This window comes from Pseudacidovorax intermedius (genome assembly GCF_001476815.1).
Taxonomy (GTDB): domain Bacteria; phylum Pseudomonadota; class Gammaproteobacteria; order Burkholderiales; family Burkholderiaceae_C; genus Xenophilus; species Xenophilus intermedius_A.
Genome location: NZ_LDSL01000005.1, coordinates 1 through 26,176 on the forward strand (window position 1 = coordinate 1; position 26,176 = coordinate 26,176).

25 protein-coding genes are annotated in these 26,176 nt (G+C 71.2%); 12 read left to right on the forward strand and 13 right to left on the reverse strand.

Annotated features, from left to right (window positions below; all coding sequences use genetic code 11):
* Positions 1-134: 134 nt before the first annotated feature.
* Positions 135-1,508: a phospholipase D-like domain-containing protein gene (locus NS331_RS00630; RefSeq protein ID WP_058640092.1), complete on the forward strand. Its 1,374-nt coding sequence runs from the start codon at positions 135-137 to the stop codon at positions 1,506-1,508.
* Positions 1,509-1,554: 46 nt separating this feature from the next.
* Here NS331_RS00630 and NS331_RS00635 read toward each other — a convergent pair whose 3' ends face one another.
* The 5 genes from NS331_RS00635 to NS331_RS00655 all read right to left on the reverse strand — a co-directional run bounded on the left by NS331_RS00635 (position 1,555) and on the right by NS331_RS00655 (position 6,414).
* Positions 1,555-2,688 (reverse strand): ROK family protein, encoded by a 1,134-nt coding sequence (locus NS331_RS00635; RefSeq protein ID WP_153012692.1) that lies wholly within the window; start codon positions 2,686-2,688, stop codon positions 1,555-1,557.
* 116 nt (positions 2,689-2,804) lie between these two features.
* Complete coding sequence (locus tag NS331_RS00640; RefSeq protein ID WP_058640093.1) at positions 2,805-3,719, reverse strand: LysR family transcriptional regulator; 915 nt, start codon at positions 3,717-3,719, stop codon at positions 2,805-2,807.
* 37 nt (positions 3,720-3,756) lie between these two features.
* The gene (locus NS331_RS00645; RefSeq protein WP_153012693.1) at positions 3,757-4,824 is read right to left on the reverse strand and encodes a purine-nucleoside phosphorylase; all 1,068 of its coding nucleotides are present in this window, start codon (positions 4,822-4,824) and stop codon (positions 3,757-3,759) included.
* 152 nt (positions 4,825-4,976) lie between these two features.
* The gene (locus tag NS331_RS00650) at positions 4,977-5,780 is read right to left on the reverse strand and encodes an IclR family transcriptional regulator (protein WP_058640095.1); all 804 of its coding nucleotides are present in this window, start codon (positions 5,778-5,780) and stop codon (positions 4,977-4,979) included.
* A gap of 16 nt (positions 5,781-5,796) precedes the next feature.
* Positions 5,797-6,414 carry a flavin reductase family protein gene (locus NS331_RS00655; RefSeq protein ID WP_058640096.1) on the reverse strand — a complete coding sequence of 206 codons (618 nt, stop codon included), beginning with the start codon at positions 6,412-6,414 and terminating at the stop codon, positions 5,797-5,799.
* Between the two features lie 153 nt (positions 6,415-6,567).
* On the opposite strand from NS331_RS00655, the gene NS331_RS00660 reads away from it, so the two are divergent.
* The 7 genes from NS331_RS00660 to NS331_RS00690 all read left to right on the forward strand — a co-directional run bounded on the left by NS331_RS00660 (position 6,568) and on the right by NS331_RS00690 (position 13,174).
* Positions 6,568-7,563, forward strand: coding sequence for a Bug family tripartite tricarboxylate transporter substrate binding protein (locus NS331_RS00660; RefSeq protein ID WP_058640097.1), 996 nt, complete (start codon positions 6,568-6,570; stop codon positions 7,561-7,563).
* Positions 7,521-7,967, forward strand: a complete 447-nt coding sequence (locus NS331_RS00665) for a RidA family protein (RefSeq protein WP_082702146.1) — start codon at positions 7,521-7,523, stop codon at positions 7,965-7,967. Before NS331_RS00660 ends, NS331_RS00665 begins: the two co-directional genes overlap by 43 nt.
* 8 nt (positions 7,968-7,975) lie before the next feature.
* Positions 7,976-8,878, forward strand: a complete 903-nt coding sequence (locus NS331_RS00670; protein ID WP_058640098.1) for an amidohydrolase family protein — start codon at positions 7,976-7,978, stop codon at positions 8,876-8,878.
* Positions 8,875-9,750, forward strand: coding sequence for a fumarylacetoacetate hydrolase family protein (locus NS331_RS00675; protein ID WP_058640099.1), 876 nt, complete (start codon positions 8,875-8,877; stop codon positions 9,748-9,750). Before NS331_RS00670 ends, NS331_RS00675 begins: the two co-directional genes overlap by 4 nt.
* The gene (hpaH, locus tag NS331_RS00680) at positions 9,747-10,565 is read left to right on the forward strand and encodes a 2-oxo-hept-4-ene-1,7-dioate hydratase (RefSeq protein ID WP_058640100.1); all 819 of its coding nucleotides are present in this window, start codon (positions 9,747-9,749) and stop codon (positions 10,563-10,565) included. The genes NS331_RS00675 and hpaH overlap by 4 nt, the downstream gene beginning before the upstream one ends.
* 8 nt (positions 10,566-10,573) lie before the next feature.
* A complete protein-coding gene (locus NS331_RS00685) occupies positions 10,574-11,392 on the forward strand; it encodes an aldolase/citrate lyase family protein (protein ID WP_058640101.1) in 819 nt (272 codons plus the stop codon).
* Positions 11,393-11,629: 237 nt separating this feature from the next.
* Positions 11,630-13,174, forward strand: coding sequence for an ABC transporter permease/substrate-binding protein (locus NS331_RS00690; RefSeq protein ID WP_058640102.1), 1,545 nt, complete (start codon positions 11,630-11,632; stop codon positions 13,172-13,174).
* A gap of 140 nt (positions 13,175-13,314) precedes the next feature.
* On the opposite strand, the gene NS331_RS00695 is transcribed toward NS331_RS00690, so the two are convergent.
* Positions 13,315-13,905 (reverse strand): NADPH-dependent FMN reductase, encoded by a 591-nt coding sequence (locus NS331_RS00695; RefSeq protein ID WP_058640103.1) that lies wholly within the window; start codon positions 13,903-13,905, stop codon positions 13,315-13,317.
* A 28-nt stretch (positions 13,906-13,933) separates the two neighbouring features.
* Positions 13,934-14,617 (reverse strand): TetR family transcriptional regulator, encoded by a 684-nt coding sequence (locus NS331_RS00700; protein ID WP_058640104.1) that lies wholly within the window; start codon positions 14,615-14,617, stop codon positions 13,934-13,936.
* Between the two features lie 95 nt (positions 14,618-14,712).
* Here NS331_RS00700 and NS331_RS00705 point away from each other — a divergent pair, with 95 nt between their 5' ends.
* Positions 14,713-15,882 carry an arabinose transporter gene (locus tag NS331_RS00705; RefSeq protein WP_058640105.1) on the forward strand — a complete coding sequence of 390 codons (1,170 nt, stop codon included), beginning with the start codon at positions 14,713-14,715 and terminating at the stop codon, positions 15,880-15,882.
* A 334-nt stretch (positions 15,883-16,216) separates the two neighbouring features.
* Here the strand turns inward: NS331_RS00705 and NS331_RS00710 are convergent, their stop codons facing one another.
* The 6 genes from NS331_RS00710 to NS331_RS00735 all read right to left on the reverse strand — a co-directional run bounded on the left by NS331_RS00710 (position 16,217) and on the right by NS331_RS00735 (position 23,004).
* Positions 16,217-17,653 (reverse strand): aldehyde dehydrogenase family protein, encoded by a 1,437-nt coding sequence (locus tag NS331_RS00710; RefSeq protein ID WP_058640106.1) that lies wholly within the window; start codon positions 17,651-17,653, stop codon positions 16,217-16,219.
* A 32-nt stretch (positions 17,654-17,685) separates the two neighbouring features.
* Complete coding sequence (locus tag NS331_RS00715) at positions 17,686-19,023, reverse strand: enolase C-terminal domain-like protein (RefSeq protein WP_058640107.1); 1,338 nt, start codon at positions 19,021-19,023, stop codon at positions 17,686-17,688.
* A 60-nt stretch (positions 19,024-19,083) separates the two neighbouring features.
* Complete coding sequence (locus NS331_RS00720) at positions 19,084-20,052, reverse strand: Bug family tripartite tricarboxylate transporter substrate binding protein (RefSeq protein ID WP_058640108.1); 969 nt, start codon at positions 20,050-20,052, stop codon at positions 19,084-19,086.
* An 85-nt stretch (positions 20,053-20,137) separates the two neighbouring features.
* Positions 20,138-21,049, reverse strand: a complete 912-nt coding sequence (gene kdgD, locus NS331_RS00725) for a 5-dehydro-4-deoxyglucarate dehydratase (RefSeq protein WP_058640109.1) — start codon at positions 21,047-21,049, stop codon at positions 20,138-20,140.
* 56 nt (positions 21,050-21,105) lie between these two features.
* The gene (locus NS331_RS00730) at positions 21,106-22,080 is read right to left on the reverse strand and encodes a Bug family tripartite tricarboxylate transporter substrate binding protein (RefSeq protein ID WP_058640110.1); all 975 of its coding nucleotides are present in this window, start codon (positions 22,078-22,080) and stop codon (positions 21,106-21,108) included.
* 123 nt (positions 22,081-22,203) lie between these two features.
* Complete coding sequence (locus tag NS331_RS00735) at positions 22,204-23,004, reverse strand: FadR/GntR family transcriptional regulator (RefSeq protein ID WP_058640111.1); 801 nt, start codon at positions 23,002-23,004, stop codon at positions 22,204-22,206.
* 146 nt (positions 23,005-23,150) lie between these two features.
* Here NS331_RS00735 and NS331_RS00740 point away from each other — a divergent pair, with 146 nt between their 5' ends.
* The 3 genes from NS331_RS00740 to NS331_RS00750 all read left to right on the forward strand — a co-directional run bounded on the left by NS331_RS00740 (position 23,151) and on the right by NS331_RS00750 (position 26,036).
* On the forward strand, positions 23,151-24,185 hold the full coding sequence (locus NS331_RS00740; RefSeq protein ID WP_058640112.1) for a LacI family DNA-binding transcriptional regulator: 1,035 nt from the start codon (positions 23,151-23,153) through the stop codon (positions 24,183-24,185).
* Between the two features lie 131 nt (positions 24,186-24,316).
* The gene (locus NS331_RS00745; RefSeq protein ID WP_058640113.1) at positions 24,317-25,141 is read left to right on the forward strand and encodes an NAD-dependent epimerase/dehydratase family protein; all 825 of its coding nucleotides are present in this window, start codon (positions 24,317-24,319) and stop codon (positions 25,139-25,141) included.
* Between the two features lie 4 nt (positions 25,142-25,145).
* Entirely contained in the window at positions 25,146-26,036 is an 891-nt protein-coding gene (locus NS331_RS00750; protein ID WP_242873607.1) for an SMP-30/gluconolactonase/LRE family protein, read from the forward strand.
* Positions 26,037-26,176 lie beyond the last annotated feature (140 nt).

A 26,176-nucleotide genomic window follows, 5' to 3' on the forward strand; every position in this document is an offset into this window, starting at 1 on the left:
GCGCTGCAGCCCCCTCTCCCCCGCCCTCTCCCGCAAGGGGAGAGGGAGTCAAGCCCGACGGCCCTCGTGGGCCTTCTGTATCAGCCGCGGGCGCTCAGCGCCGATGGCGCCCACGGGTATGCGAAGCTCGGCCCATGCTCCACTCCTTCGCGCCCTGGCTGCCCAGCATCTCCGAGCATTTCCTGGCCGTCGCGCTGGCCCTGCTCGTGTACGTGCTGACCACCCGCGGCCGGCGCGAGCAGCGCGCGCCGACGGCCGCCATCGCCTGGGTGCTGGGCATGCTGCTCATGCCCTACCTGGCGCTGCCGGCCTACCTGATGTTCGGCCAGCGCAAGCTGCGGCCCACAGTGCCGCCGCGCCCGGCCCGCGCCATCCTCCCCGGCCACTGGGCAGCCGAGCTGCTGGACAGCTTCGGCCTCGCGCCGCCCAGCCGCTGCGCCCTGCGCTTCCACGGTGACGGCGAGGCCGCGCGCGAGGCGCTGTGGACCGTCATCGACCACGCGCAGCAACGGCTGGACGTCTGCACCTTCATCATCGGCAGCGACCCGCTGGGCCAGGCCGTGGTGGAGCGGCTCACGGCCCGCGCCCGGGCCGGCGTGCAGGTGCGCGTGCTGCTGGACGGCTTCGGCGCGCTGCAGCTGCCGCGCCGCTACTTCGATGCGCTGCGCGCCGCCGGTGGCGAGGTCCGCGTGTTCCGCCCGCTGCTGCGCCTGCGCGCGGGCGGGCCGCGCAACCTGCGCAACCACCGCAAGCTCACCATCGCCGACGACCGCTGGCTGTGGAGCGGCGGCCGCAACCTGGCGGGCGAATACTTCACCGGCAAGGGCGACGGCGAGCGGCCGTGGGTCGACCTGTCCTTCGACGTGCAGGGCGACGCGGCGGCGGCGGCGGCCCGGCAGTTCGCCCAGGACTGGGCCTCGGTGGAGGACGAGACGCCGCGCAAGGTGCCGCCCGTCGAGGACGTGCCGGAGGGCCGCCTGGTGCAGTTCCTGCCCAGCGGGCCGGACCAGGCCGAGGACACGGCCCAGTCGCTGCTGATCGGCGCGTGCTTCCGCGCAGAGCACCGCATCCTGGCGGTGTCGCCCTACTTCGTGCCGGGCGACGGGCTGCGCGATGCCCTGCGGCTGGCGGCGCGCCGCGGCGTGCAGGTGACCATCGCCCTGCCCCAGCGATCCAACCACCGCATGGCCGACTTCGTGCGCAGCCGTGCCATGCGCGACCTGGCGCGGGCCGGCGTGCAGTTCCGCATGCTGCCCTTCATGGCCCATGCCAAGGCGGTGGTGGTGGACGACGACCTGGCGCTCTGCGGATCGATCAACCTCGACCTGCGCAGCCTGCTGCTCAACCACGAGGCGGCGACGGTGTTCTACGACCCGCAGGACGTGGCGTGGCTGTTGGACTGGGTGGAGGCGCTGGCGGCGGCGGGCCAGGCTTACCGGCCGCGCCGGCCTGGGTTGATGCGGGACGTGGCGGAAGGACTGCTGCTGACCATCGCGTTCCAGCTTTGAGGGGGCTGCGGGACCCGCGCGGGCGAGGGGCGGAGCGGCACTTCGATCAGCGCTTTTTCGCCCCCGCCTTCACCACCCGCGCATTCACGTAGCTGGCATTGCCCAGCCCCGTGCCGATGGTCAGCACGGCCCAGCGCTTGACGTCGCGCATGAAGGGCAGTTCCGACAGGCCCTGCACCACCGCGTCGTTGTGCACCAGCACCTGCGTCGGCTGGTGGCGGATCAGCGGCAGGCGCTCGCGCAGCCGGGTGGGCAGGTGGAAGGTGTCGGCTGCCCAGTCGCCGGGCAGGTTCTGCGCACCGCGGGCGATGGTCCCGTCCTCGCGGATCAGGCCCGGGCAGGCGATGCCGACGAAAGGCGCCAGCTTGATCTTCTTGCTGTGCGCGAAGTCGATGGCCTCTTCCAGCATGCGCGCCAGTTGCTCGACGAGGCCGGCGCGGCTCGGCTTGTCGTCCGCATGGCGCCACTTCTCGCGCCACACCACGTCGGCGCGCGACAGATCCTCGGCCTTGTCGCGGCGAAAGCGCACCACGCCGCAGCGCACGTTGGTGCCACCGATGTCCAGGGCCAGCAGCGCGTCGTCATGCTCGACGAAGTGCGCCGGCGCCAGGTGCACCCAGCCGATCAGGCCGCCGTCGTCCACCTCGTGCCGCAGGCGGGCCAGCTGCACCGGCAGTTCCTGCACATGGCACAGCGCCGCCGCCTCGAGGATGGCGCGCTCGCCGGCATCGCTTTCGGGAAAGCCGCCGCCCACGACGATGCGCTGCACGCCCTTCCACGACTTCTGCCGCATGAAGCGCTGGATCACCTGCGTGAGGCCGATGGCGAATTCTTCGATGGCGCCATTGACCAGGTCCGAGCCGACGTTGGGTGCGTCCTCCAGGGCCTTGTCGATGCGCTTCTTGCTGAGCTTGCGCGAAGGCAGCTTGCCGAAGGGGTCGGCGTCGCCGCGGTCGCGGCAGCGTTTGCGCCAGTCATCGAGCAGGTCGCGGAAGGCGCCCTGGCTGGCGCGGTCGCCGATGAAGCCGTCGTCGTCCTTGACCTCCAGGTTGTAGCCCGCGATGCGGACCGAGGCCAGGTCCAGCATGCCGTGGTGGGCACCCACCACGCTGGGCACATGCGCCGTCTTGTGGCGGCGGGGGGACGGGTTGGCGTCGCGGTCGGTGTTGGTCTTGGGCATCGCGGTGCTGGAGGGTGGATGCGCCGATGCTGACGGCCGACGGCCCCGGCGAGCGCGCGGCGCCGTCCGCAGGCGGCATCGGCCGGCTGCGGCAGCTGCCGTAGGAAAGCGGCCCGCTACAGAGGCGCGGCAGCCCGTTCCAGCTGCGCCAGGCGGCGCGCCATGCGCTCGGCAAAGTCGCGCGCCACGCCCGGCAGGCTGCGCTGGGCCGGGAGCAGCACGCCCACCTCCATCGCCTGCACGGCCGGCAACGCAAAGGGCCGCCACACCAGTTCGCCGCGCGCCAGTTCCTGCATGAAGGCGATCTTGGAGAAGCAGGACACGCCACGCCCCGCACGGATCAGCCGCTTGAGCAGCGGCGTGGAATTGCAAGTCGCCGCAGGCGTCATCGCCTCCCAGAAGGCCGCGAACTCCGGCGACAGCGCGGCATCGATGACCGGCTGCGTGCCCGAGCGCAGGAAGGGATAGCGGGCGCATTCGGCCAGCGGCACCTCGTCCAGCGCCGCCATGGGATGGCCGGGCGGCATCACCACGCCCAGCGGCAGCCGGGCCCGCGCGACCACGTCCACGCCGGCCGGCAGGCGGTGCAGGAAGCACAGGCCGATGTCGGCCTCGCCCGCCAGCACCATGGCCGGCACCGCCATGGGCTGCACGGCGGCCAGGCTGTAGGTGGCGGCGGGAAAGACCTGGAGAAATTCTTCCAGCGTGGCGGGCAGCAGTTCCTCGAAGAAGGAATCCATGGCGGCGACCTTGACCTCGCCGCTGCGCTCGCCGCGCAGGGCATCGATCTCGGTGCGCACCAGCTGGTACTGCTGCAGCGTCTCCTGCGCATGGCGCAGCAGGCGCTCGCCCGCCGGGTTCAGGCGCAGGCCGGCGGGCAGACGGTCGAAGAGCTCGCAGCCCAGTTCCTCTTCCAGCTTGAGGATCTGGCGGTTGACCGCACTGGCCGCGACGAAGAGCCGCTCGGAGGCCTTGCGCACCGACCCGCAGCGGGCCACTTCGACGAAGTACTTGAGGACGCTGGCATGCATGCCGGCACTGTAGCGGCGGCCCCGTGCCGGCTCCGCCTCAGGGCTGCATCGGCGGCACGCCGCCGCGCCACTGCGGCCAGTTCGCGACGATGTGGTCCACCACGCGCGAGCCCACGCGCTCGATGTTCAGCACCGTCTCGGCGAAGCCGCCGGCCGTCTCGCCGGGGGCCGGGTCCAGGTGGGCCAGCGTGGTCTCGCGGGGGTTGCCCTGGTCGAAGTTGACGGCGCCGCGCAGGCTCATCACGCGGCCGGTGCCGTGGGTGCGGTTGATGACCAGCGTGATCGCAGCCGCCTCCATCTCGGTGATGACGTAGTCGTCGGCGCCGTAGAGCTTGGCGATGTACTGCGCCTCCTTCGACAGGCCGGGGCCATGGAAGAAGGTGTCGCCCGTCATGTGCGTGCCGGTGCCGACGAAGGGCGCGCGGCGGGCCGCGGCGTCGGGATAGCGCAGGCGGTAGGCGCGGGCCCTGTCGTCGTCGGCCAGCGGCGTATCGGCCGACAGCTTCATGGCCCACCCGACCAGGGCCGGGTTGAGCTGGAAGCGGCGGTAGTTCTCGTAGCCCTTGCGCGGCATGAAGGTGGGCGCGCCGGCGGTGTTCTCTTCCGGCGCCCAGCGGTGGCCCAGGTCGTAGTCGATGAGCCAGGTGGCCCAGCTGACCATGCCGATGGTGCCGCGCGAGGGCGGCGTGCCGGCCACGCCCGAGAGGATGTAGTACGACTCGGAGAAGTCGAAGCGCGGGTCGAGCAGGATGGCCTGCATCGACGAGGAAGAGTTGACCTTGCCCATACCGAGCACGGCGCCGCAGACGCCATCGGCATTGCAGTACACGGGGCCGAGCGCGCCCTTCACGGCGATGGGTGCGCTGCTGCGCCAGTAGCGCTCGTACCAGTGCTGGAACTCGCCGGCGCGGTCCCCGGTGTTCTGGCCGATCTCGAACATGGCGGCCACGAAGACCTTGACGCGCACGGGCGCCGCGGCGGTGGGCATGGCGGCTGTCGATGCCGCCGGGGGCGAGGCGGTTTGGGTGGCCGCGCAGCCCGCGGCCAGGACGGCCGCGAGGGCCAGGCCGACCAGGCGCAGCCAGGAGCAGGAAGAAGAGGACATCGGCAAAGGTCTTTCGAAGGAAGGTCGTCGTCGCGGGCGGAGGGCCATGGCCCCGGGCGTCCGCGGGTGCGGATGCTAGGCAGCCACCCCGATGCCGGGAAGCGCCGAATTTCGTGCGGGGCGTGCGAAGGCTTCGCACACCCCGGCCGCGTTCAGCGCCGCCGTGCCCGCTCGCGCTCCGCCCATTGCTGGCCGATCAGCCGCGCCTGCCGCTCCAGGGCCTGCACCAGCTTCGGCACCCGCTCGTCCGGCAACCGTTCGCGGATGGCGGTGATGGCCAGGCCCGCCAGCACCTGGCCATCGGGATGCCGCACCGGCACCGCCAGCGCCCGCGTGCCCGGCACCACGCCCACCGGCGCATAGGCATGGCCGCGCCGCTGCAGCAGGCGCAGGCGCTGGCGCAGTTCCTCGGGCTCGATGCGCAGCGCGCGCAGGCGCCGTGCATTGCGCGCGATGGTGGCGGCTCGCTCGTCGTCGGCCAGGCCGCCCAGCAGCACCAGGCCGCTCACGCCCACGCCCAGCGGCCGGCGTGCACCCACCTCGATGGACAGCACCTTGACCACGTAGCTGCCCGGATGCCGCGCCAGGCACACCGAGTCGTCGCCATTGCGGATGGTGAGGAAGCAGGTCTCGCCCTCGGCTTCGGCCAGCGCCTGCAGGTGCGGCGCCGCCACCGCGCGCAAAGGAAAGCCCGCGGACCGCGCCAGTCCCATCAGCGAGACCTCGCCGCCGATCAGGTAGCGGCGCGTGGCGGCGTCCTGTTCCACCGCGCCCTCCTCCACCAGCACCTGCAGCAGCCGGTGCACCGTGGCGCGGTTCAGGCCCGTGGCCTGCGCCACGTCGAGCAGGCGCGCGCCATGCTCCTGCCCGGCGGCCACGATGCGCAGCACGGCCAGGGCGCGGCGCACAGACTGGGCGCCGGTGGTCGGTGCGGTGGCGGGCTCGCTGGCGGGCATTCGTGGTGCGGCGGGATCAGACGACCGACTTCTCGGTCTGCTGCATGCGCCGCAGCGTGACGATGCGCCCCAGCGTGGCGTAGTTGGGCCCGCCGATGCGGCAGACCGGGTCCAGCGCCAGGGTCTCGACCTTGCCGTCGTTCATCAGGCCGTCGCGCAAGTGAAAGCGCGTGACCTCGCCGACGATGAATTCCGCGCCCGTGTCGCCGAAGGGAATGACCTGCGACAGCCGGCATTCCATGGCCACCGGCGCATCGCGCAGGCGCGGCACCGCCACCGTCTCGCCGGGCAGCGTGGCCAGGCCCAGCAGCTCGGCCTCGCTCACGTCCTCGGGATGCTCCTCGCTGCTTTCATGGATGGCGTCGAGCTGCGAGGCATCGCCGATGTGCACCACGTACTCGCCGCGGCTGTGGATGTGGGCCGCCGTGTCCTTGCGCCGGCCGGCCTTGCGGCCGACGTTCACGCCCAGCAGCGGCGGCTTGTTGGACACGAAGGTGAAGCAGGAGAAGGGCGCGAGGTTGACCACGCCGGTGGGCGAGAGCGTGCTGATCCAGGCGATGGGCCGCGGCACCACCAGGCCGCTGAGCAGGCGGTAGGTGGCTTCGGGCGTGAGGGTGTGGGGATCGATCTGCATGGTCCGCATTGTGGACGTGGCCTCCGATGTCCGCGAGGCCGGAAAGTCCATGGGGTGGACTTATCTGCGATGTTCGCATTGCGGCCTTGCGCCTTCGCTTCCTACAGTGGGGCATTGCGAACGCTGCCCGAGCAGCCCAACGGAGACAAGCCCATGCAACGATCCAAGGCCCTGAGCCTGGCCGCGGCGACCGCCGCCGGCGCACTTCTTTCCCTCGCCTCCCTGGCAGCCCAGGCCCAGGGCCCCGGCAACTGGCCCGACAAGCCGGTGCGCCTGGTGCTGCCGTATCCGCCGGGCGGCAACGTCGACGGCGCCGCGCGCATCATCAGCGACCAGCTGCAGGCCCAGTTCAAGCAGCCCTTCCTGGTGGACAACAAGCCGGGCGCGGGCGGCCTGATCGCCGGCGAGTTCGTCGCCAAGGCGGCGCCCGACGGCTACACCTTCTTCATGACGGCCAACGGGCCGCTGCTGTTCTCGCCCACCATCTTCAAGCGCGACGCCTACGACTGGCGGCGCGACTTCGTGCCGGTGAGTTCGGTCTCCTTCACGCCGCTGGTGCTGCAGGTGAATCCGTCGACGCCCTACAAGACCATCGGCGAGCTGATCGAGGCCGGCAAAAAGCCCGGCAACAAGCTCACCATGGCCTCGCCCGGCGCCGGCACGCAGAACCACCTGGTGAGCGAATACCTGCAGCGCGACAGCGGCGCCCACTGGGTCACCGTGCACTACAAGGGCAACGCCCCGGCCACCACCGACCTGCTGGGCGGGCAGGTGGACTTCAACTTCGACCAGATCTCGGTGGCCCAGCCCTTCATCCAGCAGGGCCGCACGCGGCCGCTGGCCGTGACTTCGCCGCAGCGCCTGCCGCAGTTGCCCGACGTGCCCACGCTGCAGGAGTCCGGCTTCAAGGATTTCAGCACCGAGACCTTCACCGGCCTGATGGCGCCCAAGGGCACGCCCGACGCCATCGTGCAGAAGCTCTCGCAGGCGCTGCAGAAGATCCTGGCCGACAAGGCCGTGCAGGAGCGCTTCAACGCGCTGGGCTCGCAGGCCCGCGCCATGACGCCCGCCGAATTCACCCAGTTCCTCGACAAGGAAGACAAGCGATGGATCCCCATCATCAAGCAGGCCAACATCACGGCCCAGTGAGCCTGGGGCGCACCGCGCCCGCCGGCCGCACGGCCGTCTACGTGGACGGCTTCGGCCACAAGAACCCGATTCCCGCCGCCTGCCGCATCGGCCCGCTGGTGGAAAGCGGCAGCGTGCTGGGCACCGACCCGGCGACCGGCCAGGTCGCCGAGGGCATCGAGGCGCAGTGCCGGCACATGCTGGACAACCTGCGCCGCATCGTCGAAGCCGCCGGCGGCAGCACCGCCGACGTGGTCAAGGTCACCGTCTGGATGAAGGACCGCAGCCAGCGCCCGGCCCTGAACGTGCCGTGGCTGGCGATGTTCCCCGACGCCGCCACGCGCCCCGCGCGCCATGCCATCCACGCACCCGAGCTCGACATGGGCAAGCTCATCGAGTGCGTGTTCACCGCCTACATCGCCTGACTGCTGCCATGCCCGACTACCTGCCCTTCGACCCCCATCCGCGCGCGCCGGCCCAGGCGCTGCCGCCGCTGGCCTGCGACAGCCAGTTCCACGTCTTCGGCCCCGCCGAGCGCTATCCCGTGCGCCCCGGCGCCGCCTACGAGATGCCCACCGCCACCTGGCAGGTGGCGCAGCGCCTGCATGCCACGCTGGGCATCCAGCGCGGCGTGATCGTGCAGGCCACCACCTATGGCGCCGACCACCAGGTGGTGCTCGATGCGCTGGCCGGCCTCAACGGCGACGGCCCGCGCCGCTATATGGGCTGTGCCAACGCGGCCGTGCTGATCGAGCGCGACGACGCCTACCTGCAGCAGCTGCACGAGGCTGGCGTGCGCGGGGCCCGCTTCACCCGCGGCGGCCTGGGCATCAGCTTCGGCCCGGCCGAGATGGACCGCGCCCTGGGCCGCGTGCGCGAGCTGGGCTGGTACGTGAAGGTGCAGCCCGAGCCCAAGGGCGTGGCCGAGCAGATGACGGCCTTCGCCCACCTGGACGTGCCGGTGCTGGTGGACCACATGGGCCGCGCCGATCCCGCCGCCGGCGAGACCGATGCCAGCCTGCGCTGCCTGCTGGAGTTGTTCCAGCGCGGCAACTTCTGGGTGATGCTGTCCCTGTCCGAAAAGCTGTCGCACACCGGCGAGCCCTGGGACGACGTGGTGCCGCTGGCACGGCGCCTGATCGACGCGGCGCCGGACCGCTGCGTGTGGGGCAGCGACTGGCCGCACCCCATCTCGCTCAAGCAGCCGCCCAACGAGGGCGCGCTGCTCGACCTGTTCGCCCGCTTCGCGCCCGACGAGGCGACGCTGCGCCGCATTCTGGTGGACAACCCGGCCGCCTTCTTCGGCTTCGATGTCCACGCGGAGGTGGCTGCATGAAGCTGCTGAGCTACACCCACCAGGGCCGCGACGGCTGGGGCGCGCTCGATGCGTCGGGCCAGGGCGTGATCGACCTCGGACGCCGCCTGCCCGCCATCGCCGGCGTGCGCGAACTGCTGGCAGGCGGCGCACCCGCCCTGGCGCAGGCCCGCGAGGCCTGGACCGGCGCCATGGCCGACCATGCGCTGGCCGACGTGCAGCTGGACCTGCCCGTGCGCGAGCCGCGCCGCATCTTCTGCATCGGCGTCAACTATGCGCACCGCAACGCCGAGTACAAGGACGGCAGCGAGCTGCCGCGCTATCCGAGCATCTTCATGCGCGTGCCCGACTCTTTCAGCGCCCACGGCGCACCGCTGCTGCAGCCGGCCGAATCGCAGCAGCTGGACTACGAAGGCGAGATCGGCATCGTCATCGGCCAGGGCGGCCGGCGCATTCCGCGCGAAACGGCGCTGGCGCACATCGGCGGCCTCACCTGCATCAACGAAGGCACCATCCGCGACTGGGTGCACCATGCCAAGTTCAACGTCACGCAGGGCAAGAACTGGTTCCGCTCCGGCGCCATCGGACCGTGGCTGGTCACGGCCGACGAATACCCCGACGGCTTCGGCAAGCTCCGCGTGCAGACGCGCGTGAACGGCGAGACGCGGCAGGACGACACGACCGAGCACCTGATGTTCGACTTCGCCTACCTGATCCATTACCTGTCGACCTTCACGCCGCTCTTGCCCGGCGACGTGATCGCCACCGGCACGCCCATCGGCGCCGGCATCCGCTTCGACCCGCCGCGCTTCCTGCAGCCCGGTGACGTGGTGGAGGTCGAAGTGACCGGCGTCGGCGTGCTGCGCAACGTGGTGGAGGCCGAGCCGCGATGAGCACCACCCTGAGCCCCGAGGCCTGTCGCGAGGCGGCCGCCCGCCTGGACGAAGCCGAGCGCAGCCGCGTGCCCTGCGGCCAGCTCTCGCTCGCCCATCCGGGCATGACCACGGACGACGCCTATGCCATCCAGGCAGCGTGGATGGCCCTCAAGCAGCAGGCCGGCCGCACGGTCAAGGGCCACAAGATCGGCCTGACCTCCAAGGCCATGCAGCGCGCGGTGCGCATCGACGAGCCGGACTTCGGCGTGCTGCTGGACGACATGTTCTACCGCGACGGCGCCACCATTCCGGCCGCGCGCTTCCTGCAGCTCAAGGTCGAGGCCGAGCTGGCCTTCATCCTCGCCAAGCCTCTGAGCGGGCCCGACTGCACGCTCTTCGACGTGCTCGATGCCACCGCCTACGTGGTGCCGGCGCTGGAGATCCTGGATGCCCGCATCCAGCGCGTGGACCCGGCCACCGGCCGCACCCGCACGGTGCTGGACACCATCGCCGACAACGCGGCCAATGCCGCCATCGTGCTGGGCGGACGGCCCTTCAAGCCCGACCAGCTCGACGTGGACATGCGCCGCATCGGCGCCATCGTCAGCCGCAACGGCGAGGTGGAAGAGACCGGCCTGGCCGCCGGCGTGCTCAACCATCCGGGCCACGGCATCGCCTGGCTGGCCAACCGCCTGCACCGCCACGGCGTGACGCTGGCGGCCGGCGAGGTGGTGCTGGCCGGCTCCTTCATCCGCCCCATCGACGTGGCGGCCGGCGACACCATCGTGGCCGACTACGGCGATTTCGGCAGCGTGGCCTGCCACTTCGGCTGAGGTCCGCGATGCCTGTACCCGTGAACCGCTTCAAGAAGGCCCTGGCCGAAGGCCGGCCGCAGATCGGCGTCTGGTCCACCCTGCCCTCGCCCTACGTGAGCGAACTGGTGGCCGGCGCAGGATTCGACTGGATGCTGCTGGACACCGAGCACACGCCCAGCGACGTGCCGCTGATGCTGCAGCAACTGCAGGCGGTGACGGCCGCGCAGCCCGCTGCTGGCTGCATGCCCTGCGCCCCGGTGGTGCGACCCGCGTGGAACGACCCGGTGCTCATCAAGCGCTACCTGGACGTGGGCGCGCAGAGCCTGCTGCTGCCCTTCGTGCAGAACGCCGACGAGGCCCGCGCCGCCGTGGCCGCCACGCGCTACGCGCCGGCCGGCCTGCGCGGCATGGGCGGCTCCATGCGCGCCAGCCACTTCGGCCGCACCGCAGACTACGTGGCCCGCGCGCACGAGGAACTGTGCGTGCTGGTGCAGGTGGAGACCCGCGAGGCGCTGGACCAGATCGAGGCCATCGCCGCGGTCGAGGGCGTGGACGGCATCTTCATCGGCCCCGCCGACCTGTCGGCCAGCATGGGCCATGCCGGCAACCCGCGCCACCCCGAGGTGGATGCCGCCATCGACGACGCCATCCGCCGCATCCGCGCGGCCGGCAAGGCGCCCGGCATCCTGATGGTGGACGAGGCGCGGGCACGCCAGTGCCTGGACCTGGGCGCGCTCTTCGTCGCCACGGCGCTGGACCTGGTGGCGCTGCGCAGCGCGCTCGATGCGAGCGCGGCGCGGTGGCGGAAGGCGGATGCGCCGGCGACCGCGGTCGGCGCTTACTGAATCGACAGTCCCGGCACCCGCGCCTGCCAGAGCCCCTCTCCCCTCGCGGGAGAGGGGTTGGGGAGAGGGGGCCCACGCGCCACAACAACCCTGTGCCTGGCAAGCGCTGCCGCCGCCTCTCCCCCGCCCTCTCCCACGAGGGGAGAGGGAGGAAGACCCGGCGAGGCGGCGCCAACTGACGCCCGGGCGGCCGGACTGTCCCCACCACCCTGCGCACGTCCCGGCCATACTGGCCGGATGACCGCCGCCCTTCGCCCTTGCCGCCTCCGTCTCTGGCTGGCCTTCCTGCTGCTGCCCCTGCTCGCCCTGCAGGCCGCCTGGGCTCAGCAGCGTGACGACGGCGAACTGCGCATCGGCTCCAAGCGCTTCACCGAGTCCTACATCCTGGCCGAGGTGCTGGCGCAGACGGCCGCGCCGCATCTGCAGCGCCCGCCCACCGTGCGCCAGGGCCTGGGCAACACGGCCATCGTCTACGAGGCGCTGCGCTCGGGCGGCATCGACCTGTATGCCGAATACACCGGCACCATCGCGCTGGAAATCCTCAAAAGCCCAAAGCCGCTCGAGCCTGACGCCATGCGCGCCGCGCTCGCACCGCTGGGCCTGGGCATGGCCGTTCCTCTGGGCTTCAACGACGGCTATGCGCTGGCCATGCGTGCCGCCGAGGCCGAACGCCTGGGCATCCGCACGCTGGGCGACCTGGCGAAACATCCCGAACTGCGCCTGGGCCTGACCAACGAATTCATCGGCCGCGCCGACGGCTGGCGCGGCGTGGCCGCGCGCTACGGCCTGCCGCAGCGGCCCACCGGGCTGGACCATGGGCTGGCCTATGACGCCATCGCCGCAGGCCAGGTGGACGTGATCGACATCTACACCACCGACGCCAAGATCGAGCACCTGGGCCTCCAGGTGCTGGAGGACGACCGGGCCTACTTTCCGCGCTACGACGCCGTGCTGCTCTACCGCCTGGACCTGCCCCAACGCCTGCCCCAGGCCTGGGCCGCGCTGCAGCGCCTGGAAGGCCGCATCGACGAGGCGGCCATGATCCGCATGAACGCCCGGGCCGAGCTGCAGGGCGCCGGCTTCGCCGACATCGCCCGCGACTTCCTGGCAGGCGGCAAGCCCGCAGATGCCGACGCCGCGCGCGGCTTCAACGCCAAGCTGTTCGGGCCCGACCTTGGCCGGCTGGCGCGCCAACACCTGATGCTGGTGGCCGTGTCGGTCGGGTTGGCGGTGCTGATCGGCCTGCCGCTGGCGATGGCGGTGTTCGCGCATGTGCGGCTGCGGGCGTTGGTGCTGGGCCTGACCGGCCTGCTGCAGACCGTGCCTTCCCTCGCGCTGCTGGCCATCCTGATCTCGGCGCTGGGCGCCATCGGCACGCTGCCCGCACTGGTGGCGCTCACGCTCTATGCGCTGCTGCCGATCATGCGCAATGCGGTCACCGGCCTGGCCGAGGTGCCCGCCGGCATCACGCAGGCCGGCACGGCCCTGGGGATGACCGCCGCGCAGAACCTGCGCCTGGTGCGTCTGCCGCTGGCCCTGCCGACGCTGATCGCGGGCGTGCGCACGGCCACGACCATCGCGGTCGGCACCGCGACCATCGCGGCCTTCATCGGTGCCGGCGGCTTCGGCGAGCGCATCGTCACGGGCCTGGCGCTCAACGACCGCGCGCTGCTGATGGCCGGCGCGCTGCCGGCGGCGGCACTGGCTCTGATGTCGGAGCTGCTGTTCGAAGGTCTGGAAGCGCTGCTGCGTCGGCACCGCGCACCAGCCCGTTCGGTCTAGCCCCGCACGGCGCCTCGGCCGATCCGACCTGGCCGTTCGAGCTGATCCAACCCGGCCGTTCGGGCTCAGCTTGTCGAAGCCCCGCCCGAGCCGCATTGCACGCCAACAGCCATGGCCGCGCACGAGGGCCGCACCTGCGTTCAATACGGCGGCGCCTGCGTCGCCCGCTGCACCCGCGCCGCATTCGTCCACCAGGCCAGATCATCCGCCCAGCGCGGGAAGGCCTTGGCCAGCGACTTGCCCGCATCCCCGGTGGGCTCGCCTTTGTCGTCCAGCGTCTGCGAGATCGGGCCCACGGCCAGCGTGCTGGAGATGACCACCATGCCCATCTCCGACAGGATCGGATGCCAGGCCGTACCCGAGCGCACGCCGGAGAAGCGGCCCGCCGAGTAACTGGCGATGGCGGCCGGCCGCCAGAACCATTCCTCCAGGAAATGGTCGGTGAGGTTCTTCAGCCCCGGCTGCACGCCCCAGTTGTACTCGCCGGTGACGAAGACGAAGGCATCCGCCTCGCGGATCTTGCCGGCCAGCGTCTCCATGGCCGCGGGCGCCTGGCCCTTGGGATGCTCCTTGTACATGCGGTCGAGCATCGGCAGGCCCACGGCCTGCGCGTCGATGAGTTCGGGCTCGGCGCCGCGGGCCTTGAGTTGGGCCACGATGTAGTCCGCGAGGCGGATGCCCATGCGGTCGGCGCGGTAGGAACCGTAGAAGACGAGGATCTTGTCGGGCATGGCTGCTCCACAGATGAAGAGCCGCCAATCATCCCCGACCGGCCACCGCCTTGCGCGTAGGCCGTGGGGCCGGCTGCTCGGGCGTGGCGCCCAGTTGCACCAGATAGGCACAGAACATGTCGGCCAGGGCCGCCGCATAGGCCGCGATCTCGGCGGGCTTGCGGGGCTGGTCGGAGAAGGCCTTGCCCACGCCGCTCAGCGTGTCCAGCATGAGCGCCGCGGCGCGGCGGCGGACGCCGCTGGCGGCATGCGGCAGCACCGTCTTCATGAAGACGTGAAAGGCCCGGGCGCTGATCGCCCGCGCATCACCGGCCTCGGGCGCATCGCGGTACAGCGGGGCCGCATCGGCCAGCGCGGTGCGCACCTCGGCCTCCTCGCATTCGGAACGGATGAAGGCCAGCACCAGCCGGCGCAGCCGCGCCAGCGGCGGCAGGGCCTCGTCCTCCAGGATGCCGCGCATCAGCGTGGTGGTGCGCTGCCATTCGTCGCTCTGCAGCCGGAACAGGATCGCCGCCTTGTTGGGAAAGTACTGGTAGAGCGAACCGACGCTGACGCCGGCCTTCTCGGCCACACGGGCCGTGGTGAAGCGCTGCGCGCCTTCCTGGGCCAGAACCTGAACAGCCGCTTCGAGCACGGCGGCCACGAGGTTGGCGGAACGGGCCTGCTGGGGCTCCTTTCTCGAGGAGATCGGCGCGCTGCGGCGTGGGCTCATGGCGGGGGCTCCGAATGCGAATGGAAAACCTGACGAAGTCGTCGCATTATCGGCGCATGACTTCCGTAACTTCTCCAACGACTTCTTCCGCACCGATGCCGCTGCCCTTCTGGTGGCTGCTCGGCGTGCTCTTCGTCGCCTGCCTGTGCGTGGGCATGACGCTGCCGACGGTGCCGCTCTTCGTGGCCGGCACGCTGGGCCTGGGCAATGCCTGGGCCGGGCTGGCGGTGGGCATCGCCTTCCTGGCCACCATCCTCAGTCGCGGCTTCGCCGGCACGCTCACCGACCGGCAGGGTGCCAAGGTGGCGACGGTGCGCGGCCTGTTCTGCTACATCGCCGGCGCGCTGGTCTGCCTGGCGGCCGGCCTGCCGGGCCTGCGCGCCATCGCCGCCTACGAGGTGCTGCTGATCGGGCGCCTGCTCATCGGCGTGGGCGAAAGCCTGGTCGCTGTGGGCACCATCACCTGGTGCATCGGCCTGGTCGGCCCGGCGCGCTCAGGCCAGGTGCTGGCCTGGATCGGCGCCGCCATCTACGGCGCGCTGGCCGTGGGCGGGCCGCTGGGCATCGCGCTGTACGACCGGCTGGGGCTGGCCGGTGCGATGGCCGTGGCCACCGGCCTGCCGGTGCTGGCGCTGCTGGCCGTGGCACGGCTCGACGGTCTGCCCGTGATGGCAGCCGCCCAACGTCCCTCCATCTGGCGCGTGGTCGGCCGCATCGCGCCGCAGGGCGCCATCGTGTGCCTGCAGGGCATCGGCTTCGCGGCCATCGGCGCCTTCTTCGCGCTGCACTTTCGGGCCCAGGGCTGGGCGCATGCGGGCCTGGGCCTGACCGCCTTCGGCGCCGGCTTCGTGCTGGTGCGGCTGCTGTTCGGCGGCCTGCCCGACCGCATCGGCGGCCTGCCGGTGGCCGCCGCCTCGCTGGCCGTGGAAGCGCTGGGCCAGGTCCTGCTGTGGAGCGCCAGCACGCCCGACGCCGCGCTGGCCGGCGCCTTCATGACCGGCCTGGGCTGCTCGATGGTGTTCCCGGCCATGGGCCGCGACGTGGTGCACCGCGTGGCGCCGCCGCTGCGCGGCACGGCCATGGGCGCCTTCTCGGCCTTCCAGGACCTGGCTTATGGCCTGACCGGGCCCCTGGCCGGCCTGCTGGCCGACCGGGCGGGCTACCGCGGCGTGTTCCTCGTCGGCACCGTCGCGGCAGCGCTGGGACTGGCCATTGCGCTGGGGCTGTGGATCGCAACGCGCAGGCCCGCCCTGACGTCCCATTGAAACGACAACGACCGGCAGACGGCGATGAAGCCACCTGCCGGCCGCAAGGCCGAGCACGTCATGTCAGTTTTCCACAGCGCTGCGTGCCACCCACGCCGCATAAAACCGGCGCGACGCCAATGATCAAATGGCCGCGGAGCAGGCCACGCGCGGGCACCCGAGGAACTGGCTTCGCCAGGCCTCTGGGTGCGCCCCCCTCCAAGCCGAAGGCACCAGAGAGGGGCTGAGGGCCGCGGCTCCAAGCCTGCCTGCGCAGGCTTGGACGTGCCCGAAGAGCAGCCGCCTCTGGCGGCCGCGCGGAGCATTGAAGCGGCATGGGGGGTGCTTTTTCATCTCATGCCATCGTGTACGCGGTCTTCACCGTGGTGAAGAACTCCTGCGCATAGCGACCCTGCTCGCGCGGCCCGTAGCTGCTGCCCTTGCGGCCGCCGAAGGGCACGTGGTAGTCCACGCCCGCGGTCGGCAGGTTGACCATCACCATGCCGGCCTGGCTGTGCCGCTTGAAGTGGGTGGCGTGCTTCAGGCTGGTGGTGGCGATGCCGGCCGACAGGCCGAACTCGGTGTCGTTGGCGGTGGCCAGGGCTTCGTCGTAGTCCTTCACGCGAATCACGCTGGCGACGGGGCCGAAGATCTCCTCGCGGTTGATGCGCATGGCCTTGCCGCTCTCGCTGAACAGCGCCGGGGCCATGTAGTAGCCCTCGGTGCCGCGCGCCAGGCGCTCGCCGCCGACGGCCAGCGTGGCGCCCTCCGCCTTGCCGATCTCGACATAGCTCAGGTCCTGCTCCAGCTGCGACTGGCTGGAGACGGGGCCGATGTCGGTGCCCTGCGCCAGCGCGTCGCCCACGTTGATCTTCGCCATGCGCGCCTTCATCGCCTCGATGAAGCGCGGGTAGATGCCCTCGGTCACGATCAGCCGGCTCGACGCGGTGCAGCGCTGGCCGGTGGAGTAGAAGGCGCTCTGCACGCACAGCTCGACGGCCTGGTCCAGGTTGGCATCGTCCAGCACCACCTGCGGGTTCTTGCCGCCCATCTCCAGCTGGACCTTCTTCCCGCCCTTGACGCATTCCAGCGCGATGCCGCGGCCCACGCCGACGGAGCCGGTGAAGCTGATTGCATGGATGTCCCGGTGCTGCACCAGCGCATTGCCGATGACGCTGCCACGGCCCATCACCAGATTGAACACGCCGGCCGGAATGCCCGAGCGGTGGATGATCTCGGCCAGCGCCCAGCTGCTGCCCGGCACCAGGTCGGCGGGCTTGAGCACCACGCAGTTGCCGAAGGCCAGGGCCGGCGCAATCTTCCAGGCCGGGATGGCGATGGGGAAGTTCCACGGCGTGATCAGGCCCACCACGCCCACCGGCTCGCGCGTGATCTCCACGCCGATGCCGGGGCGCACCGAAGGCAGCGTCTCGCCCGACAGGCGCAGGCACTCGCCGGCGAAGAACTTGAAGATCTGGCCGGCGCGCGTGACCTCGCCGATGCCCTCGGCGCGGGTCTTGCCCTCTTCGCGCGACAGCAGCGCGCCCAGTTCTTCCTTGCGGGCCAGGATCTCGCTGCCGATCCTGTCCAGCGCATCGCTGCGGGCCTGCACCGAGCCGGTGGACCAGGCGGGGAAGGCCGCCGTCGCCGCGGCCACGGCCGCATCGACGTGGGAGGCGTCGCCCTGCGTGTACTGGCCGATCACGTCCGCGAGGTTGCTGGGGTTGAGGTTGGGGCTGTAGCTGGCACCGGCCAGCCATTCGCCGTTGACGAGGTTGTCGAATTCGCTCATGGAGAAGGTCCTTGTCGGAATGGCGGGCAGGCTCAGCGCACCATCGCCGGCCGCTTGTTGTCGAAGGTCCAGCCGGGGATCAGGTAATGCATGGCCATCGCGTCGTCGCGCGCGCCCAGGCCGTGCTGCTGGTAGAGCGCGTTGGCCCGCTGCAGCGCGGCGCGGTCCACCGTCACACCCAGGCCCGGCGTGGTGGGCACGTCGACGAAGCCGCCGCGGATTTGCAGCGGGTTCTGCGTGAGGAACTGGCCGTCCTGCCAGATCCAGTGCGTGTCGATGGCCGTCACCTTGCCCGGCACGGCCGCCGCCACGTGCGTGAACATGGCCAGCGAGATGTCGAAGTGGTTGTTGGAATGCGAGCCCCAGGTCAGGCCCCAGTCGCGGCAGGTCTGGCCCACGCGCACGCTGCCGGCCATGGTCCAGAAATGCGGGTCGGCCAGCGGAATGTCCACCGACTGCAGCGACAGCGCATGCACCATCTGCCGCCAGTCGGTGGCGACCATGTTCGTGGCCGTGGGCAGGCCGGTGGCGCGGCGGAACTCCGCCATCACCTCGCGGCCGCTGAAGCCGCCTTCGGCGCCGCACGGGTCCTCGGCATAGGCCAGCACGCCGCGCATGTCGCGCATCAGGCGGATGGCGTCCTTGAGCAGCCAGCCGCCGTTGGGGTCGAGTGTGACGCGGGCCTCGGGAAAGCGCCGGGCCAGGGCGCGCACGGCCTCGACCTCCTGCTCGCCGGCCAGCACGCCGCCCTTGAGCTTGAAGTCGTTGAAGCCGTAGCGCGCATGCGCGGCCTCGGCCTGGCGCACGATGGCCTCGGGCGTCATGGCGCTCATGTGGCGCACCTGGGCCCAGTCGTCGCCGGCGCTGGTGTCCTCGCCGGGCTTCACGTAGGGCAGATCGGTCTTGTCGGCCGGGCCGACGAAGAACAGGTAGCCCAGCATCTCCACCCGCTCGCGCTGCTGGCCTTCGCCGAGCAGCGCGGCCACCGGCACGCCCAGGTGCTGGCCGAGCAGGTCGAGCAGGGCCGACTCGATGGCCGTGGCCGCATGCACGCCGATGCGCAGGTCGAAGGTCTGCAGGCCGCGCCCGCCCGGGTCGCGGCCGGCCAGGGCCTGCTGCACGCGCTGCAGCAGCTGCAGGTGCGTGCCGATGGACTGGCCGACGAGTTGCGCCCGGCTGTCCTCCAGCGCCTGGCGGATGCCTTCGCCGCCCGGCACCTCGCCCACGCCGGTGCGGCCGGCGCTGTCGTGCACCAGCAGCACGTTGCGGGTGAAGAAGGGCGCGTGGGCGCCGCTCAGGTTCATCAGCATGCCGTCGCGGCCGGCGACGGGGATGACTTCGATGTCGGTGATGGTGGGCGTGGAACTCATGGCGGAAGGCGGTGGCGACAGGGGACAGGCAGGCCGCGCGGGCCTGCAGGAGTGGCAATGTCAGTCGGCGCTGATCTTGCGCGTCTCGATCAACGTCTTCCAGCGCGTCCATTCGCGGGCCTGGAAGGCCGTGAACTCGGCCGGCGTGCTGGCGACGATTTCCAGGCCCTGGTCGAGCATGCGCTTCTTGACCTCGGGCGCCTGGATGGCAGCGATGGCGGCTGCGGCCAGCTTCTCCTTGACCGCCGGCGGCAGGCCGCGCGGCGCGGCCATGCCCTGCCAGGAATACAGCTCGGCGCCCTTCACGCCCGCCTCGGCCAGCGTGGGCACGTCGGGCAGCACCGGCGAGCGCTTGTCGCCGGTGACCGCAATGGCGCGCAGCTTGCCAGCGCGGATGTGCGGCAGCACCGCATTCACGTTCTGGAAGGAGAAGTCCACCTGGCCGCCGAGCAGGTCGTTGATGGCCGGCGCCCCGCCCTTGTAGGGCACGTGCAGGCCCGAGGTGCCCGTCTGCTGCCAGAACACCTCGGCCGACAGGTGATCCGACGAGCCGTTGCCCGAACTGGCGAAGCTCAGCTTGCCGGGGTTGGCCTTGAGCGCGGCCAGCACCTCGGCCACGGTGTGCTCCTTGCGCGCCGGGCTGGCCACCAGCACGTTGGGCGCCTGCACCGGCACGGTGATGTAGTCGAAGTCGCGTGTGGCGTCATAGGGCACCGTCTTGAGCAGGTGCGGCGCCACCACGAAGGCGCCCAGCGACGAGACCAGCAGCGTGTAGCCATCGGCCGGCGCGCGCTTGACGAGGCCGGCGCCCAGGGTGCCGGTGGCGCCGGGACGGTTGTCGACGACGAAGCTCTGGCCCAGGCGGCTGCCCATCTCCTGCGCCATGGCGCGGGCCACCATGTCGGTGGAGCCGCCGGCCGGGAAGGGCACGACGATCGTCACCGGCTTCTCGGGCCAGGCGGCGGGGTTCTGGGCCAGGGCGGGCATCAGGGCGGCAGCGGCGCCCAGGGCGATCAACAGTTTCTTCATGGTGCGTTGGCGCGCCGGGCGTCCGCTGGCGGGCGCCCGGCCTTGTCTCCGGATGGGTCGTTGAAGATGGCGGGCGGGCCGTGGCTTACTGCGGGCCCAGCTTGGCGATCAGCGCCTCGAGCGCGGCGTATTCGTCGGCCTTGAGGTCGGTGAGCGGCGCGCGCACGGGGCCCGCGCCGTGGCCGACGATCTTTGCGCCGGCCTTGACGATGCTCACGGCGTAGCCCTGGCCCTTGTTGCGGATGGCCAGGTAGGGCATGAAGAAGTCCTTCAGCAGGCGATGCTGCGTGGCCATGTCGTCGTCGCGCACGGCTTCGTAGAACTGCATCGCCGTCTTCGGGATGAAGTTGAAGACGGCCGACGAGTACACCGGCGTGCCCAGCGCCTTGTAGGCGGCGGCATAGACCTCGGCCGTGGGCAGGCCGCCCAGGTAGGCGAAGCGGTCGCCCATGGTCAGGAAGATGGAGCTCATCAACTCGATGTCGCCGATGCCGTCCTTGAAGCCGATCAGGTTGGGGTTGCGCTCGGCCAGCTTCGCCAGCGTCTCGGGCATCAGCTTGGCCTGCCCGCGGTTGTAGACGATGACGCCGAACTTGACGCTCTTGCACACGGCCTCGACGTGCGCGGCCAGGCCTTCCTGGCCGGCCTCGGTCAGGTAGTGCGGCAGCAGCAGGATGCCGTGGGCGCCGGCGCGCTCGGCGGCCTGGGCGCACTGGATGGCGAAGCGGGTGGGGCCGCCGGCGCCGGCAATGATCGGCACCTTGCCGCGGCAGGTGTCGACGGCCGTCTTGATGATGTCGGGGTATTCGTCGGCGGTGAGCGAGAAGAACTCGCCCGTGCCGCCCGCGGCGAACAGCGCGCTGGCGCCATACGGTGCCAGCCATTCGAGGCGCTCGATGTAGCCCTTCTTGTCGAAGTTGCCCTCGGCGTCGAAGTCCGTCAGCGGGAAGGACAGCAGGCCGGAGCCCATGATGGTCTTGAGATCTTGCGGATTCATGTGCGGGTTTCCTGGAAGCGTGTGTTGACAGAAAAATAAGAAGAGGAAGGCGAAGGTCAGTCCAGCTTGATGCCCGCCTGCCGCACCACGGCGGCCCAGCGGGCGCGTTCCTTGTCGAAGAACTGTTCTTCCTGCGCGCCGGTCATGGTCACGACCTCGGCGCCCTGCCCGGCCAGGCGCGAGCGCACCTCGGGCGAGCGGATGGCGGCGATGAATTCGCGGTTGAGGCGCTGCACGATGGCATCGGGCGTGCCGCGCGGCGCCTTCACGCCCTGCCAGGTGCCGGACTCGAAGCCGGGCACGCCCTGCTCCGCGATGGTGGGCACGTCGCCCACCAGCGGCATGCGCGTGGGCTTGGAAACGGCGAGCAGCCTGAGCTTGCCGCTCTGGACGTGCGGCAGGGTGGCGAGCATGCCGTTCATCAGCACCTGGGTCTGGCCGCCCACCGTGTCCTGGATGGCCTGCACGCCGCCCTTGTAGGGCACGTAGGTCCAGCGGGCGCCGCTGGCGCGCTCCAGGGCCACGCCGGCCAGGTGCGGGGCGCTGCCCGTGGCGGTGACGGCGAAGTTGAGGTCGCTGGTCTTCGACAGCGCCACCAGTTCCTGCAGCGTGTTGGCCTTGACGGAAGGATGCACCACCAGCAGGTGCGGCGAATAGGCCAGCATGGTCACGCCGCGCAGGTCCTTGGACGGGTCGAAGGGCAGCCTGGTGTAGACCGAGGGGCTGATGGCGAGCGCGCCCACGTCGCACAGCAGCACCGTGTAGCCGTCGGGCGCGGCCTTGGCCACCATGTCGGCGCCCAGGTTGCCGTTGGCACCGGGCTTGTTGTCCACGATCACGCTCTGGCCTAGGGCCTGCGACAGCGGCTGGCTGATGGCGCGCGCAATGATGTCGGAGGAGCCGCCGGGCGGGTACGGCACCACGATGCGGATCGGCCTGGACGGCCAGGCATCGGCGGCGTGCACGGCACCGGCGGCGACGAGCGCGGCGCCGGCGGCACCGCTGACGAACCGGCGGCGGTTGAGGGGCATGTCTTGTCTCCGTTCGGGCTGAGGAAGCGGCACGGCGCTATTGGCGTTGTTCTGAAACGTCTTGTTGTCAGTCATCGTACAACTAGGCGCGTCGTTTGACGGTGCAATGACCCCACGCCGTACTCAGGTTGAGGACACCCCGGCCTGCCGCTGCGCCGCCTCTTCGCGCGCCCGGCGCAGGCGCTCGCGGCTGTTGGTCAGGTGGATGCGCATGGCGGCCCGCGCCGCATCGGCGTCGCCGCGCGCGATGGCCGCGTAGATTTCCTCGTGCTCGCGGTTCACGCGCTCCAGGTACTCGCCGCGCTGGGCCTGCTTGCGGATCGCGCTGACGCGGGTGCGCGGAATGATGTTGGTGCCCAGGTGGCCCAGGATCTCGGCGAAGTACGGGTTGCCGGTGGCCTGCGCGATGCCGAGGTGGAAGCGGAAGTCGGGCGAGATCGAGTCGCCCGCGTCGCCGGCGTCCTGCGCGAAGGCATCCAGCGCCTCGCGCATCGCCTGGAGATGGGCTCCAGAGTGCCGTTGGGCGGCCAGGCCGGCGGATTCGGTCTCGAGGCTGATGCGCAGCTCCAGCACCGCCATCACGTCCACCGCGGTCGGTATTTCGGAGGCATCCAGGCTGAACATGCCGGCTGCGCGAGGCTGCAGCACGAAGGTGCCGATGCCGTGCCGCGTCTCGACCAGCCCGGCCGCCTGCAGCCGCGACAGCGCCTCGCGCACCACCGTGCGGCTCACGCCATAGGTCTGCATGATCGCGGACTCGGTCGGCAACTTGTCGCCCGGGCGCAGGTGGCCGGCCCGGATGCGCTCGCCCAGGTCGTCCACCAGGCCGTGTGCCAGGCCGCGCGCGCGGCGCTGCGGCAGCGGCCGGACCGCCTCCGATTCGACGGCGGGCGTGGACGTGGCGGCGGTGGTCGAGCGGGGCATGGGCGGATCATAAGACGCCACTTAGTTGTACGACGACTTAGGACATGGCGTTCCGATGCGCGGGCAAGCCCGCGCGGGACCAACGCAAGCCGCGGACTTTGTGGCATGGTCGCGCTCCCGCCCTGCCCTCCGTCCCCTGCCCGCCCATGAGTTCCCCGCGCAAGCGCGCTGCCACCATCCGCGACGTCGCCCAGGCCGCGAAGGTGTCGACCGCCACCGTCTCCAAGTTCGTCAACGGCGGCCAGCGCTTCACGGCCGAGGTCGAGGCGCGCATCACGCAGGCGGTGCGCGAACTGGGCTATTCGCTCAACCCCATGGCCCGCGGCATGATCACCGGCCGCACGGGCAACGTGGGCGTGGTGATCCTGGACATCCGCAACCCCTACTTCACCAGCCTGGTCAGCGGCGCCGCGCGGGTGGCGGCCGCGGCCGGCCTCAACCTGATCATTGCCGACGCGGCCGAAAGCACATCGCCCGAACTGGGCGTGCTGCAGTCGCTGGTGCGGCGGGTGGACGGGCTGGTGGTCAGCGCCCGGCTGCCGGCCGCCGCCATCCAGGGCGTGGTGGACAGCGGCACGCCCGTGGTCTTCTTCGGCCGGCCCTCGCCCTATGCGCAGCATGCCAGCGTGGGCTGCGACAACCACCAGGCCGGGCTGATGCTGGGCCGGCACCTGCGCGACCTGGGCCATCGCCGCATCACCTACCTGGGCTTCTCGGGCGCGCGCTGGAGCGCCGACCGCGAGCGGGGCCTGCGCGAGGCCTTCCAGGGCGTGAAGGCGAGCGTGCGCACGGTCGATGCGCCCGCGCCCTCCACCGAGGAAGGCGAGCGCCTGGCGTCCAGCCTGCTGCTGTCGCCGGAGCGCGGCGACGCCATCGTGGCCTACAACGACCTGCTGGCCATGGGCCTGCTGCTGGAGGCCAAGTCGCTGGGGATCGCGGTGCCGGAGGCGGTGTCGGTGGCCGCTTTCGACAACATCGCCTACGGCCGCCTGGTGAGCCCCGCCCTGACCAGCGTGGACATGATGGGCGAGGCCACGGGCGAACTGGCCATGCGCCGGCTCATCGGCGCCATCCACGGCCAAGACGTGGCCTCGCAGGAAAACGTTATACCGCCACGCGTCGTGGCCCGCGATTCGACCCGCAGCATCGTCAAGGGTAAGCACCTAGCGCGCTCGGCTTGACGCCGCCCCGGGCCGTGCGCACCATCGCGTCCAGCCCTTACGCGGCTTTTTTCGGGTCGCGAAGTTAAACGTTTAACCGCTGATGCAGACCGCCTGGCTGCACGCCTTCGATCACACGCGCCGCCTTGCCCATGACCGCCACTTCTTCCTCCAGCCCGCGCCTGCAGCGCCTGCTGCTCACCGGCGCGGCCGGCGGCCTCGGCCAGGTGCTGCGGACGCGGCTCGTGCCCTTTGCCGAGCAGCTGCGCGTCTCGGACATCGCGCCGCTGGGCACGGCCCGCGGTGCGCACGAGGAGGTCGTGCACTGCGACCTCGCCGACAAGTCCGCGGTGCATGCCCTGATGGCCGGCTGCGACGCCGTGGTCCACCTCGGCGGCATTTCGGTGGAGCGGCCCTTCGAGCAGATCCTCGAGGCCAACATCAAGGGCATCTACCACCTCTACGAGGCCGCGCGCCGCCAGGGCGTGGGCCGCGTCGTGTTCGCCAGCTCCAACCACGTGATCGGCTTCTACAAGCAGACCGAGCACATCGACGCCACGGCGCTGCGCCGGCCCGACGGCTACTACGGCCTGTCCAAGTCCTTCGGCGAGGACATGGCCCAGTTCTACTGGGACCGCTACGGCATCGAGACAGTGAGCATCCGCATCGGCTCCTCCTTCCCCGAGCCTGCCAACCGCCGGATGATGAGCACTTGGCTCAGCTACGACGACCTGACGCGGCTGGTGGAGAAGTCGCTGTTCACGCCCGAGGTCGGCCACACGGTGGTCTTCGGCGCCTCGGCCAACCGCGACCTGTGGTGGGACAACCGCACCGCGGCCCACCTGGGCTGGGTGCCGCAGGACGGCTCCGAGGTCTTCCGCGCCAAGGTCGAGGCCCAGCCACCGGTGGCGGCCGAAGACCCCAATGCCATCTACCAGGGCGGCGCCTTCACCGCCCAGGGCCCCTTCGGAGACTGAGGCCGTGCAGGCATCCAAAGCCGAACTCGTCGTCGACGCGCGCCATGGCACCGGCGAGAGCCCGGTGTGGCATGCGGGCGAGCAGGCGCTCTACTGGGTGGACATCCCGGGGCGCACGGTCGACCGCTGGTCGCCCGAGGACGGGCATGTGCAATGGCACGCGCCGCAGATGCCCGCCTGCATCGCCGCCGTGGCCGGCCGGCCCGGCCAATGGCTGGCCGGCATGGAAGACGGCGTCCACACGCTGGACCTGGGCTGCGACGGCCAGGCGCGGCTCACCCCGTTGGCGCCGGTGCAGCATGCCCGCGCCGGCATGCGCTTCAACGACGGCCGCTGCGACCGCCAGGGCCGCTTCTGGGCCGGCACCATGCTGATGGACATGGTCGCCGCGGCCCGCACCGGCGTGCTCTACCGGCTGGACGGCGCCACGCTGCAGCCCGTGCTGGACGGTCTCATCACGCCCAACGGCCTGGCCTTCAGCCCGGACGGCCGCACGATGTACCTGTCGGACTCGCACCCGCAGGTACAGGCCATCTGGGCCTTCGACTACGACACCGACACGGGCACGCCATCCAACCGGCGCCTCTTCGCCGACATGGGGCCGCTGCCCGGCCGCCCCGACGGCGCCGCGATCGACGTCGACGGCGGCTACTGGATCTGCGGCAACGACGCCGGCTTGGTGCACCGCTTCATGCCCGACGGCCGGCTGGACCGCTCGCTCGAAGTGCCGGTGAAGAAGCCCGCCATGTGCGCCTTCGGCGGGCCGGCGCTCGACACCCTGTTCGTCACCTCGATCCGGCCGGCGGGCGACCTGTCGGATCAACCCCTGGCCGGCGGCGTGTTCGCGCTGCGGCCCGGCACGCAGGGCCTGCCGGAACCCGCCTGGCAACCCTGACCCATCGAACAACGACAAGCCATCCCGACCACCCGAGGACCACCGCGAGGAAGACAAACATGACAAAGACCATCTCGTTCAAGACCACCCTGCTCGCCCTGGCCGCCAGTGCCGCGGCGCTGGCGGCGCAGGGCGAGCAG

Excerpts from the sequence above, each read along its gene's own strand:
- NS331_RS00710 (WP_058640106.1), bottom strand. The coding sequence starts at position 17,653 with ATGAGCGAATTCGACAACCTCGTCAACGGCGAATGGCTGGCCGGTGCC.
- NS331_RS00700 (WP_058640104.1), bottom strand. The coding sequence starts at position 14,617 with ATGAGCCCACGCCGCAGCGCGCCGATCTCCTCGAGAAAGGAGCCCCAG.
- NS331_RS00660 (WP_058640097.1), top strand. The coding sequence starts at position 6,568 with ATGCAACGATCCAAGGCCCTGAGCCTGGCCGCGGCGACCGCCGCCGGC.
- NS331_RS00645 (WP_153012693.1), bottom strand. The coding sequence starts at position 4,824 with ATGTCCTCTTCTTCCTGCTCCTGGCTGCGCCTGGTCGGCCTGGCCCTC.
- NS331_RS00675 (WP_058640099.1), top strand. The coding sequence starts at position 8,875 with ATGAAGCTGCTGAGCTACACCCACCAGGGCCGCGACGGCTGGGGCGCG.
- kdgD (WP_058640109.1), bottom strand. The coding sequence starts at position 21,049 with ATGAATCCGCAAGATCTCAAGACCATCATGGGCTCCGGCCTGCTGTCC.
- NS331_RS00655 (WP_058640096.1), bottom strand. The coding sequence starts at position 6,414 with ATGCAGATCGATCCCCACACCCTCACGCCCGAAGCCACCTACCGCCTG.
- NS331_RS00670 (WP_058640098.1), top strand. The coding sequence starts at position 7,976 with ATGCCCGACTACCTGCCCTTCGACCCCCATCCGCGCGCGCCGGCCCAG.
- NS331_RS00720 (WP_058640108.1), bottom strand. The coding sequence starts at position 20,052 with ATGAAGAAACTGTTGATCGCCCTGGGCGCCGCTGCCGCCCTGATGCCC.
- NS331_RS00740 (WP_058640112.1), top strand. The coding sequence starts at position 23,151 with ATGAGTTCCCCGCGCAAGCGCGCTGCCACCATCCGCGACGTCGCCCAG.
- NS331_RS00730 (WP_058640110.1), bottom strand. The coding sequence starts at position 22,080 with ATGCCCCTCAACCGCCGCCGGTTCGTCAGCGGTGCCGCCGGCGCCGCG.
- NS331_RS00745 (WP_058640113.1), top strand. The coding sequence starts at position 24,317 with ATGACCGCCACTTCTTCCTCCAGCCCGCGCCTGCAGCGCCTGCTGCTC.
- NS331_RS00705 (WP_058640105.1), top strand. The coding sequence starts at position 14,713 with ATGCCGCTGCCCTTCTGGTGGCTGCTCGGCGTGCTCTTCGTCGCCTGC.
- NS331_RS00630 (WP_058640092.1), top strand. The coding sequence starts at position 135 with ATGCTCCACTCCTTCGCGCCCTGGCTGCCCAGCATCTCCGAGCATTTC.
- NS331_RS00690 (WP_058640102.1), top strand. The coding sequence starts at position 11,630 with ATGACCGCCGCCCTTCGCCCTTGCCGCCTCCGTCTCTGGCTGGCCTTC.
- NS331_RS00735 (WP_058640111.1), bottom strand. The coding sequence starts at position 23,004 with ATGCCCCGCTCGACCACCGCCGCCACGTCCACGCCCGCCGTCGAATCG.
- NS331_RS00640 (WP_058640093.1), bottom strand. The coding sequence starts at position 3,719 with ATGCATGCCAGCGTCCTCAAGTACTTCGTCGAAGTGGCCCGCTGCGGG.
- NS331_RS00665 (WP_082702146.1), top strand. The coding sequence starts at position 7,521 with ATGGATCCCCATCATCAAGCAGGCCAACATCACGGCCCAGTGAGCCTG.
- NS331_RS00685 (WP_058640101.1), top strand. The coding sequence starts at position 10,574 with ATGCCTGTACCCGTGAACCGCTTCAAGAAGGCCCTGGCCGAAGGCCGG.
- NS331_RS00650 (WP_058640095.1), bottom strand. The coding sequence starts at position 5,780 with ATGCCCGCCAGCGAGCCCGCCACCGCACCGACCACCGGCGCCCAGTCT.
- hpaH (WP_058640100.1), top strand. The coding sequence starts at position 9,747 with ATGAGCACCACCCTGAGCCCCGAGGCCTGTCGCGAGGCGGCCGCCCGC.
- NS331_RS00715 (WP_058640107.1), bottom strand. The coding sequence starts at position 19,023 with ATGAGTTCCACGCCCACCATCACCGACATCGAAGTCATCCCCGTCGCC.
- NS331_RS00635 (WP_153012692.1), bottom strand. The coding sequence starts at position 2,688 with ATGCCCAAGACCAACACCGACCGCGACGCCAACCCGTCCCCCCGCCGC.
- NS331_RS00695 (WP_058640103.1), bottom strand. The coding sequence starts at position 13,905 with ATGCCCGACAAGATCCTCGTCTTCTACGGTTCCTACCGCGCCGACCGC.